Here is a 10,425-nt window from a genome sequence, read left to right on the forward strand (position 1 = left end):
TTGCTGGCGATGGCGATATCACAGCCAACATCAATGTTGAATGTTATGGCCCCATCGCCGGCAAGCCGGCTCCTACAGGGATCTGTGTTGGGGTTGTCAGCCGGAGATGATCCGGTTCTTGCCTTGGCGCTTCGCTTCGTACATCGCCGCGTCCGCTCGGGCGAACAGGCTATCCAGGTTTTCATCTTCGGCTGTGAGGCTGGTCAATCCCTGGCTGACGGTGATGCCGAACGTCTGGTCGTCATGGCTGAAGCTCAGCCGCTGAATCTCCCGTTGCAGGCGCTCGGCCACTTGCATGGCCATGTCCGGCGCGCAACCGGGGAACACCGCCGCAAACTCCTCACCACCAATGCGTCCGAACACATCACCGCGCCGTAAAGCCGCTTGCCCGCACTCGGCGATCCGTTGCAGCACGTTGTCGCCTTCCGGATGGCCGTAGGTGTCGTTGATCAATTTGAAGTCATCGATGTCCAGCAACAGAAACGCCAACGGCGTGCCTTTTTTTCTTGCCTGTTCGAATTCAAGGTGGGCGCAGTCGAAGAAGTGGCGGCGGTTGCTGCTCTGGGTCAGGACGTCGGTGGTAGCCAGGCGATGCAACTCGCTTTCCATCTGCTTCTTGTCGGTGATGTCTTCGGCAATGCCGACGATGATCACCGGTTGACCCGGTTCGGCTTGTCGGTTGATGAAGCACTTGTCGCTGAGCCAGCGTACCTGGCCGTCGGCGGTAATGATGCGGTACTCACGGTCTTCAACGGCGCCTTTGACCAGCACTTCGGCGAGGCTGCGCTCGGCATACTCCAGATCGTCGGGGTAGATGCTGTCGCGCCACTGATTGGCGTCGGCCAGCAACAGGCCGGCGGGCCGACCGAAAATCCGTTCGTAGGCGGGGCTCACATAGAGCACCTGGCGGGTTTCCCAATTGAACGCCCAAAGCACCGCGTTAACGCTCACCAGCAGCGAGCTGAACAGCTGTTCGCGTTCGCTCAGGCGCGCGACTTCGCCTTGGGCATGCATCAGCGCCATCAGGGTTTGCGCGGCTTCCGGCCACTGGGGTAGGGATGAGTCTTGCAGGTTCTTATTGACCATCGACACAAATCTCAAGGACGTGCCGCGTGTTCGACAGCGGCCACAACAAAGCCCGCCGTAGTGGCGAAGTGTCTTTGAGATAGGGGATTTGGAGCTAAGTTCCGAAGGGTGCGCCCGCAAACGGGGCGCACCGATCAACGGTGTCAGGCGGTAGCGGCAGGGCGCAGCGAATAGGTCTTCAATTGGTCGGCGAAGTCGCGCAGGGACTGAATTCCGCTGGCTTCGGCTTCGTGTACCCAATCCTTGATGGCTGCCAGCATGTCGTGACCATTTGAGCTGGTCTTGACCCAGATCTGCTGCAAGGCCAGTCGTTTCTCGTAAATTACCTTCAGCGCCTGACTGTGCTCGAGCATGGTCTGGATGCGCAGATGGTGTTTGTCATCGAGCAGGCTGGTTTCCCGCGAGAGCAGGCGTTTGGCCCTGTGGAATTGGTGACGGACCGAGTGATCGACCTTTTCCAGCTCTTGTTTGACCAGCGGCGCGATCACCAATTTGCGGTACTGGGCCATGATCTGGAAGCGGTTGTTGAGGATGGCCATGGCGGTGTCCATGTCCAGGTTGCCTTTGCCTTCGACCCGGTGGGCAATCGGCGCAACCCGTTGAACCTTGGCCAGGCGCAGGAAACTGAAGACCTGGATCCAGGCCCAGCCGAGGTCGAATTCCCACTTCTTCACCGACAGTTTTGCCGAATTAGGATAGGTGTGATGGTTGTTATGCAGTTCTTCACCGCCGATCAGGATGCCCCAGGGCACCAGATTGGTCGCCGCATCGCGGCATTCGAAGTTGCGGTAGCCGACGGCATGGCCCAGGCCATTGACCACGCCGGCGGCCCAGACCGGGATCCACATCATCTGGATAGCCCAGATGGTGATGCCGATGGTGCCGAACAGCAGCAGGTCGATGACGGCCATGATCGCCACGCCCAACAGCGGGTAACGGCTGTAGAGGTTGCGTTCGATCCAGTCTTCGGGGCAATTCTTGCCGTAGATGCGCAAGGTCTCGGGGTTTTCCGCTTCGGCTCGGTACAGCTCGGCACCTTTGCGCAGAACGGTGGACAAGCCCTTGATGACCGGGCTGTGCGGGTCATCGACGGTTTCGCATTTGGCGTGATGCTTGCGGTGGATGGCGGTCCACTCGCGGGTGTTCTGCGCCGTGGTCAGCCACAGCCAGAAGCGGAAGAAATGTTTCAGGCCGGCATTGAGCTCAAGCGAGCGATGGGCTGAATAACGATGCAGATAGACCGTCACGCCGATAATCGTGACGTGGGTCATCAGCAGGGTGACTGCCACCAGTGACCAGGGCGACAAGCCGAGAAAACCTTCGTACCACATAGGCTATAGCGCCCTCGATAAAGAAAAAAACAGCCGTTGCATTATCACTAAGCCCACAGATAAAACCAGTCGCCCTTTCAGATAAGAGTGGCTTGATGTTTCATTAACCTATAATTCCAACCCTTTTGTAGGGACATGGACGGCCGAATGTCTGCCACCTATCGCGATGCCATGCGTGCATCACTGCTTTACCTGCTGCTTTCCGTCGCCTGGCTGGAGCTCAGTGGTTATTTATTGAACAGTTTCTTCGATAGCTCCGATGAGTTACTGCGATGGCAACTGATCAACGGTTACGTTTGGGTGGTGCTCAGCGCCGGGCTGATCTTCCTCGCCCGGGCGCGATTGTTCCGTTGCCTGGGAATCGGCGCCAAATTGCGTGAGCGCAATGAAGACCGGGAGCGTTTGCGTCAGGCCGCCGCCGTGTTCGATTGCACCCGCGAGGGCGTGCTGGTCACAGACCGTAATGGGGTCATCGTCCATGTGAACCGCGCCTTCATGGAAATTACCGGCTACCAGTGCGAAGAAGTGCTGGGCCAGCAACCCAGCCTGTTCAAGTCCGGCCACCACCCGGCGAGTTTCTACCAGACGATGTTCGCCACGCTCAACCGTTGCGGCGAGTGGAGCGGCGAGATCTGGAACCGTCGCAAAAACGGCGGGATCTACCCGCAATGGCAGACGATCCGCCTGATTCACGACGACCACGGCCAGCTCAGCCACTACGTCGCGGTGTTTTCCGACATCAGCGCGATCAAGGATTCCGAGCACGAACTCAAGTACCTGGCGCACCACGATCCACTGACCGATCTGCCCAACCGCCTGCTGTTCACCGACCGTGCCGAACAGGCATTGGCGTCGGCGCAAATCCAAAAGCGCGGCTGTGCGTTGCTGATGATCGATCTGGATCACTTCAAGATGATCAACGACAGCCTCGGGCACACGGTCGGTGACCAACTGCTCAAGGCCGTGGCCGAACGCTTGAAGGCCATGTTCGGCCCGGGCATCACGCTGGCGCGGCTGGGCGGCGATGAGTTCGCCGTACTGGCTGAAAGTTGTCCGCAGTTGGTGCACGCCGCGGCACTGGCCCAGAGGATCGTCGACGGTCTCAAGGAGCCGTTCCACATTGACGGTCATCGGCTGTTTATCAACGCCAGCATCGGCATCAGTCTGTTTCCCGGTGATGCCTTGAGTGCTGAACAGCTGCTGCGTAACGCCGACTCGGCCTTGTTCAAGGCCAAAAGTGCTGGTCGCGACGGTTACGCGTTCTACACCGAAGAACTGACCGCTCATGCGCAACAGCGGGTCGAGACGGCATCCGAATTGCGCCGCGCGCTGGAGCAGCAGGAATTGCGCGTGTATTACCAGCCGGTTCACGACCTCAAGACCCGTCGCCTGGTCGGTGTCGAGGCACTGGTGCGCTGGGAGCATCCGCAGCGGGGGTTGGTGTCGCCGGCGGAATTCATCCCCATCGCCGAGCGCACCGGATTGATCGCCGAGATTGACGCCTGGGTCATGCAGCAGGCTTGTCGGCAGATGTGCCACTGGCAGCAGACAGGGGTGGCGTTGTCGTTTGTCGCGGTGAATGTTTCATCGCGATTGTTCGCGCGCCGTGAGCTGTATCAGCAGGTGGCACAGGTGCTGCACGACACCGGGCTGGACCCCGCGTATCTGGAGCTGGAAGTCACCGAGAGTGCGGTGATGGACGACCCGGAAGTGGCGCTGGAGCAGATGCATCGTTTGCGCGAGCTCGGCGTACGGCTGGCCATCGATGATTTCGGCACGGGGTATTCGTCACTGTTGCGACTCAAGCGTTTGCCGGTGCAGAAACTCAAGATCGATCAGGGCTTTGTGGCCGGATTGCCCTGGGATGATGACGACGCGGCCATCGTGCGCGTGATCATCGCCCTGGCGCAAAGCATGGGCATGCAGGTGCATGCCGAAGGGATCGAGCAGGTCGAGCAGGCGGGTTTCCTGCTGGAGCAGGGTTGCGATCTCGGCCAGGGTTATTGGTTCGGCCGACCGGTGCCGGCCGGGCAACTGGACTGGATGCACGCCCCCCAATCCTACTAACAACCCGATCCCCTGTAGGAGCCGGCTTGCCGGCGATGGCTGCCTCAAGTCCTGCATAAATATCGAGGGCCTCATCGCCGGCAAGCCGGCTCCTACAGGGATCGCGTGGTGCTGATTTTTGGATCCTTGATCCGTCGCGCAGACGTAAACCCTCGTCCCGGCAAATAATTTCTTTTGGTTATATAAACATTCTTAAATAGTCTTTTTAAGAATATCCGCACCTATCTACTATTGGCCTCACGCCGCAAGCAGTGCCGCCCACTGCCAGGCAACCTCTCAGTCGAAGGAGCAGCACCATGAGCGCATCCCTACGTAGCGTTGACGGTCAAGACGAAGCCACCATCTTGCGTGAGATCCAGAGCGCCCTGCGCGATCTGCGATTTGGCGCCGTGGAAATCACCGTACACAACGCTCAAGTGGTCCAGATCGAGCGTAAAGAGAAATTCCGTTTGCAGAACCCGAGCACCAAATCGAGCTAAGCAACCGGCAACCGATTCCAGCACTTCATAAAAAAAGCCAACACACCAAGAATTCCAGGAGCTTTCACCATGTCGTCGATTCGTCATTTCGCTTTGGCCGCACTGGCCAGTGCCCTTTTTGCTGGTTCTGCGGTTGCCAAGGATTATGAGCTACTCAACGTGTCGTACGACCCGACTCGTGAGCTGTATCAGGATTACAACGCCGAGTTCGTCAAGTACTGGCAGAAAGACCATGCAGGCGACACCGTGAAAATCCAGCAGTCCCACGGCGGCTCGGGCAAGCAGGGCCGTGCGGTGATCGACGGTCTGCGTGCCGACGTAGTGACCCTGGCCCTGGCCGGTGACATCGACGAAATCGCCAAACTCGGCAAGACCCTGCCGGCGGACTGGCAGAAGCGTCTGCCGGAAGCGAGCACGCCATACACTTCGACCATCGTGTTCCTGGTTCGTAAAGGCAACCCTAAAGGCATCAAGGACTGGGGCGACCTGATCAAGAACGACGTGTCGGTCATCACTCCGAACCCTAAAACCTCCGGCGGCGCACGCTGGAACTTCCTCGCGGCCTGGGCCTACGGCCTGAAAGCCAACGGCGGTAACGAAGCCAAGGCCAAGGAGTACGTACAAACGCTGTTCAAGCACGTACCTGTGCTGGACACCGGTGCTCGCGGATCGACCATCACTTTCGTCAACAACGGTCAGGGCGACGTGTTGCTGGCCTGGGAAAACGAAGCCTTCCTGGCGCTGAAAGAAGACGGCGGCGCCGACAAGTTCGAGATCGTCGTGCCTTCGCTGTCGATCCTGGCCGAGCCTCCAGTGGCGGTCGTCGACAAAAATGCCGAGAAAAAAGGCAACGAGCAGATCGCTGAAGCGTACCTCAAGCACCTGTACAGCCCGGCCGGTCAGGAAATTGCCGCGAAAAACTTCTATCGTCCACGTGACAAGGAAGTCTCCGCCAAGTACGCCCAGCAGTTCCCGAAACTGGAACTGGTGACCATCGACAAAGACTTCGGCGGCTGGAAAACCGCGCAACCGAAATTCTTTAATGACGGTGGCGTGTTCGACCAGATTTATTCGGCGCAGTAACCTGACTCAAGCCACACAACGAGCCTGATGCTTAGGCGCGTGCCAAGTGGGAGCGGGCTTGCTCGCGAAGGCGGTGTGTCAGGCGACGTAACTGTTGACTGATATGCCCTCTTCGCGAGCAAGCCCGCTCCCACAGGTGCGTTTAGCAGATTGCTTTCAACCAAGGACTTTTATGTCGCGTCGTATCTCCCCCGTCATACCCGGCTTCGGGCTGACGCTGGGCTACACCTTGGTGTACCTCAGCCTGATTGTGCTCATACCACTGGCGGCGATGTTCGTGCATGCCGCTCAACTCACCTGGGATCAGTTCTGGGCGATCATCTCGGCGCCCCGCGTGCTGGCGGCGTTGAAGCTGAGCTTCGGCACCGCGCTGTACGCCGCGATCATCAACGGCATCATCGGCACGCTGCTGGCCTGGGTGCTGGTGCGCTATACCTTCCCGGGTCGCAAGGTCATCGATGCGATGATCGATCTGCCCTTCGCTTTGCCTACTGCCGTGGCCGGTATCGCGCTGACTGCGCTGTACGCGCCAAATGGGTGGGTGGGTCAGTTTGCTGCGGACCTGGGTTTCAAGATCGCGTATACCCCCCTCGGCATCACGCTGGCGCTGACTTTTGTAACGCTTCCATTCGTAGTACGTACGGTACAGCCAGTATTGGCCGATATCCCGCGTGAAGTGGAAGAAGCAGCGGCGTGCCTCGGTGCAAAACCACTGCAGGTTTTCCGCCATATCCTGGTGCCCGCGCTGCTACCTGCCTGGTTGACCGGTTTCGCGCTGGCCTTTGCCCGCGGGGTCGGCGAGTACGGTTCGGTGATTTTCATCGCCGGCAACATGCCGATGAAAACCGAGATCCTGCCGCTGCTGATCATGGTCAAACTCGACCAGTACGATTACACCGGCGCCACCTCCATTGGTGTACTGATGCTGGTGGTTTCCTTCGTCCTGTTGCTGCTGATCAACTTGCTGCAACGCCGTATTGAAACCCCATAAGGAGGCGCAGAAATGTCCCAATCATCTATTGCTGCTGCTTCCTCGAACGCTGCCCGCCGTGGCAGTGCCACGTCACGGCGAATCCTGATCGGCCTCGGCTGGCTGGTGTTTGCCCTTTTCCTGTTGCTGCCGCTAGTGATCGTGGTGTCCCAGGGTTTGAAGAATGGTCTGGGTTCGTTCTTCACCGCGATCCTTGAACCCGACGCGCTGTCGGCGCTGAAACTCACGGTCATCGCCGTGTTGATTTCAGTCCCGCTGAACCTCGTGTTCGGCGTCAGCGCCGCGTGGTGCGTGAGCAAATACTCGTTCCGCGGTAAAAGCATTCTGGTGACCCTGATCGACTTGCCGTTTTCGGTATCGCCGGTGATCGCCGGTCTGGTCTACGTGCTGATGTTCGGCGCGCAGGGGCTGTTCGGCCCGTGGTTGCAGGATCACGATATCCAGATCGTCTTCGCCTTGCCGGGCATCGTGCTGGCGACGATTTTCGTCACCGTGCCGTTCGTGGCGCGTGAACTGATCCCGCTGATGCAGGAACAAGGCACGCAGGAAGAAGAAGCCGCGCGCCTGCTGGGCGCCAATGGCTGGCAGATGTTCTGGCACGTCACCGTGCCCAATATCAAATGGGGCCTGATCTACGGCGTGGTGCTGTGCACGGCGCGGGCGATGGGTGAATTCGGGGCGGTGTCGGTGGTTTCCGGGCACATTCGCGGGGTGACCAACACCTTGCCGCTGCACGTCGAGATCCTCTACAACGAATACAACCACGTGGCCGCGTTCGCTGTGGCGAGCCTGTTGCTGATCCTGGCGCTCTTCATCCTGCTGCTCAAGCAGTGGAGCGAAAACCGTATTAACCGCCTGCGCGCCAGCGCCGCGGAGGAATAATTCATGTCGATCGAAGTGCGTAACGTCAGCAAGAATTTCAATGCGTTCAAGGCCCTCAATGACATCAGCCTGGACATTCAAAGCGGCGAACTCGTGGCGCTGCTCGGCCCGTCGGGTTGCGGCAAGACCACGCTGCTGCGGATCATCGCCGGTCTGGAAACCCCGGATCAGGGCAACATCGTGTTCCACGGTGAAGACGTTTCCGGCCACGACGTGCGTGATCGCAACGTCGGCTTCGTGTTCCAGCACTACGCGTTGTTCCGCCACATGACGGTGTTCGACAACGTCGCGTTCGGCCTGCGCATGAAACCGAAAAACCAGCGCCCGACTGAAAGCCAGATCGCGGTGAAGGTCCACGAATTGCTGAACATGGTGCAACTGGACTGGTTGTCGGATCGCTACCCGGAACAACTCTCCGGCGGCCAGCGTCAGCGTATCGCGCTGGCTCGTGCCTTGGCGGTCGAACCGAAAGTGCTGCTGCTCGACGAACCGTTCGGTGCACTCGACGCCAAGGTCCGCAAGGAGCTGCGTCGCTGGCTGGCGCGGCTGCACGAAGACATCAACCTGACTTCCGTGTTCGTGACCCACGACCAGGAAGAGGCGATGGAAGTGGCCGACCGTATCGTGGTGATGAACAAAGGGGTGATCGAGCAGATCGGCTCACCGGGCGACGTCTACGAAAACCCGGCCAGCGATTTCGTTTATCACTTCCTCGGCGATTCGAACCGTCTGCATCTGGGCGAAGACAAACACGTGCTGTTCCGTCCGCATGAAGTGTCGCTGTCGCGGCATGAACTGGAGGATCACCACGCGGCCGAAGTGCGCGATATCCGTCCATTGGGCGCGACAACCCGGGTGACGTTGAAGGTCGAAGGGCAGAGTGATTTGATCGAAGCGGAAGTGGTGAAGGATCACGACAGCCTGATCGGGTTGGCGAAGGGCGAAACCTTGTTCTTCAAGCCGAAGGTCTGGCAGAAAGTCGCCAACATCTAACCTTGTAGGAGCTGGCTTGCCGGCGATAGCGGTGTGTCTGACACACCGCTATCGCCGGCAAGCCGGCTCCTACAGTATTGCGGTGTACACAAACCCCCTGTAGGAGCGAGCGGTGCGGCGATCCGACTTGCCCGCGAAGGCGTCCTACGCAGCAGCGCGCTTCGGATTGATCCGAACACCCCCTACCCGCGCCTCGATCTGCTCTTTCAAATCCCGTCGCATCCCCAGCAAAAACGCCAGCTCAACCACCACAAACAACGGCCCGACAATCAACCCCGTCACATCATCGACAAACGCCGGTTTGCGTCCTTCGTAATGATGCCCGACAAACTGAATCGCCCAGCCGATCACAAACATCCCGACGCCGCTCGCCAGCCACACCAGCGTGCTTTGCTGTGCCAGCAGATGACCCGCCCAAACGCACAGACCGAGCAGCACCGTCATCAGCACGCCTAAACGCAGTTCCAGGCGCAGGTAGAACCACGCCGATGCCAGCGAGACCAGCACCGCCGGCGAAAGCCAGCCTGCGGCCCATTGCGGCCGTGACAGCAACACCGCGACAGCGACCACAATCAGCGGAATACCGATAAAGTGGCTGGCAATATTGCGCGGATCACGGTGGTAGGCGGCGTATTGACTGAGATGGTCAACGAGGCTTTTCATTGTTATTCCTCCTGTAGGGTGATTGATCATGCCCCGGGTTCACCGCTCGCTCTGTCAGCCAGGCGACAATCTCCAGGAGTTTTCATGGACATGCAGGTTTGGCGTTCGCGCCTGGAAACGGGGCAGTGGTTCAGTCATCTACCTGTTCCTCTACAGAATAGTCTGTTGGCCAGCGCCAAGGTGCGGCGCCTGGCGTCGGGGCAGCGGCTGTTCAAGCGCGGCGATCCGCCGTGCGGCTTGTACGCGGTGCTCGAAGGTTCCGTTCGAATCGGCGCTGTCAGCGAGCAGGGCAAGGAAGCGTTGTTGAGCCTCGTGGAGTCACCGCATTGGTTTGGCGAAATCTGCCTGTTCGACGGCCAGCCGCGTACCCACGATGCGTTCGGCGTCGGCCAGTGCATCCTGCTGCACATCCCGCAAGCCGCGCTGCTGGCCTTGCTGGATGAGCAACCGGTGTACTGGCGGCAACTGGCGTTGCTGATGAGCCAGAAACTGCGCCTGACCTTCATCAACCTCGAACAGTTGAGCCTGATGCCGGCGCCTGCACGGTTGGCGCATCGCTTGCTGATGATCGCCGACGGTTACGGCGAAATCGCCCCGCCGCGGCGCGTGCTGCAACTGCCGCAGGAACAGCTGGCTTCCATGCTGTCGCTGTCGCGCCAGACCACCAATCAGCTGCTCAAGGAATTGCAGGGGCAGGGGATTTTGAATTTGAAGTACGGTGAGATTGAGATTCTGGATGCCGAGCGGTTGCGGGCGTTGGCGATTTTTTAAAGTTGCCTGGTGTTTGGGGGGTATCCGTTAGTTTTGTTATGGCGGCTGGCGGTTTCGCCCTTACGGCGAGTCACTTGGA

10 protein-coding genes are annotated in these 10,425 nt (G+C 59.3%); 7 read left to right on the forward strand and 3 right to left on the reverse strand.

Annotated features, from left to right (window positions below):
- Positions 1-96: 96 nt before the first annotated feature.
- Positions 97-1,086: a GGDEF domain-containing protein gene (locus tag PMI32_RS03545; protein ID WP_008034079.1), complete on the reverse strand. Its 990-nt coding sequence runs from the start codon at positions 1,084-1,086 to the stop codon at positions 97-99.
- A 143-nt stretch (positions 1,087-1,229) separates the two neighbouring features.
- Positions 1,230-2,417, reverse strand: a complete 1,188-nt coding sequence (gene desA / locus PMI32_RS03540; RefSeq protein ID WP_008034081.1) for a delta-9 fatty acid desaturase DesA — start codon at positions 2,415-2,417, stop codon at positions 1,230-1,232.
- Between the two features lie 147 nt (positions 2,418-2,564).
- Here desA and dibA point away from each other — a divergent pair, with 147 nt between their 5' ends.
- From dibA to PMI32_RS03510, 6 genes are all read left to right on the forward strand, one after another.
- Positions 2,565-4,484 carry a phosphodiesterase DibA gene (gene dibA / locus PMI32_RS03535; RefSeq protein WP_008034084.1) on the forward strand — a complete coding sequence of 640 codons (1,920 nt, stop codon included), beginning with the start codon at positions 2,565-2,567 and terminating at the stop codon, positions 4,482-4,484.
- A gap of 296 nt (positions 4,485-4,780) precedes the next feature.
- Positions 4,781-4,963, forward strand: coding sequence for a sulfur starvation response protein OscA (gene oscA, locus PMI32_RS03530; RefSeq protein WP_008034086.1), 183 nt, complete (start codon positions 4,781-4,783; stop codon positions 4,961-4,963).
- 69 nt (positions 4,964-5,032) lie between these two features.
- Positions 5,033-6,046: a sulfate ABC transporter substrate-binding protein gene (locus PMI32_RS03525; protein WP_008034089.1), complete on the forward strand. Its 1,014-nt coding sequence runs from the start codon at positions 5,033-5,035 to the stop codon at positions 6,044-6,046.
- Between the two features lie 172 nt (positions 6,047-6,218).
- Positions 6,219-7,037, forward strand: coding sequence for a sulfate ABC transporter permease subunit CysT (gene cysT / locus PMI32_RS03520; protein WP_007899634.1), 819 nt, complete (start codon positions 6,219-6,221; stop codon positions 7,035-7,037).
- A 12-nt stretch (positions 7,038-7,049) separates the two neighbouring features.
- Entirely contained in the window at positions 7,050-7,919 is an 870-nt protein-coding gene (gene cysW / locus PMI32_RS03515; protein ID WP_008034093.1) for a sulfate ABC transporter permease subunit CysW, read from the forward strand.
- Between the two features lie 3 nt (positions 7,920-7,922).
- Positions 7,923-8,912 (forward strand): sulfate/molybdate ABC transporter ATP-binding protein, encoded by a 990-nt coding sequence (locus PMI32_RS03510; RefSeq protein ID WP_008034095.1) that lies wholly within the window; start codon positions 7,923-7,925, stop codon positions 8,910-8,912.
- A 144-nt stretch (positions 8,913-9,056) separates the two neighbouring features.
- Here the strand turns inward: PMI32_RS03510 and PMI32_RS03505 are convergent, their stop codons facing one another.
- Positions 9,057-9,575 carry an Mpo1 family 2-hydroxy fatty acid dioxygenase gene (locus PMI32_RS03505; protein ID WP_008034097.1) on the reverse strand — a complete coding sequence of 173 codons (519 nt, stop codon included), beginning with the start codon at positions 9,573-9,575 and terminating at the stop codon, positions 9,057-9,059.
- An 84-nt stretch (positions 9,576-9,659) separates the two neighbouring features.
- Here PMI32_RS03505 and PMI32_RS03500 point away from each other — a divergent pair, with 84 nt between their 5' ends.
- Positions 9,660-10,346 carry a Crp/Fnr family transcriptional regulator gene (locus PMI32_RS03500; RefSeq protein WP_008034098.1) on the forward strand — a complete coding sequence of 229 codons (687 nt, stop codon included), beginning with the start codon at positions 9,660-9,662 and terminating at the stop codon, positions 10,344-10,346.
- The last annotated feature ends 79 nt before the right edge of the window (positions 10,347-10,425 follow it).

Source organism: Pseudomonas sp. GM60, assembly GCF_000282415.1.
In the GTDB taxonomy this organism is placed as follows: Bacteria; Pseudomonadota; Gammaproteobacteria; order Pseudomonadales; family Pseudomonadaceae; genus Aquipseudomonas; species Aquipseudomonas migulae.

Bases quoted from the DNA above. Each gene is read 5' to 3' on its own strand.
- PMI32_RS03525 (WP_008034089.1), top strand. From the start codon at position 5,033: ATGTCGTCGATTCGTCATTTCGCTTTGGCCGCACTGGCCAGTGCCCTT.
- cysW (WP_008034093.1), top strand. From the start codon at position 7,050: ATGTCCCAATCATCTATTGCTGCTGCTTCCTCGAACGCTGCCCGCCGT.
- PMI32_RS03505 (WP_008034097.1), bottom strand. From the start codon at position 9,575: ATGAAAAGCCTCGTTGACCATCTCAGTCAATACGCCGCCTACCACCGT.
- PMI32_RS03545 (WP_008034079.1), bottom strand. From the start codon at position 1,086: ATGGTCAATAAGAACCTGCAAGACTCATCCCTACCCCAGTGGCCGGAA.
- PMI32_RS03510 (WP_008034095.1), top strand. From the start codon at position 7,923: ATGTCGATCGAAGTGCGTAACGTCAGCAAGAATTTCAATGCGTTCAAG.
- desA (WP_008034081.1), bottom strand. From the start codon at position 2,417: ATGTGGTACGAAGGTTTTCTCGGCTTGTCGCCCTGGTCACTGGTGGCA.
- dibA (WP_008034084.1), top strand. From the start codon at position 2,565: ATGTCTGCCACCTATCGCGATGCCATGCGTGCATCACTGCTTTACCTG.
- cysT (WP_007899634.1), top strand. From the start codon at position 6,219: ATGTCGCGTCGTATCTCCCCCGTCATACCCGGCTTCGGGCTGACGCTG.
- oscA (WP_008034086.1), top strand. From the start codon at position 4,781: ATGAGCGCATCCCTACGTAGCGTTGACGGTCAAGACGAAGCCACCATC.
- PMI32_RS03500 (WP_008034098.1), top strand. From the start codon at position 9,660: ATGGACATGCAGGTTTGGCGTTCGCGCCTGGAAACGGGGCAGTGGTTC.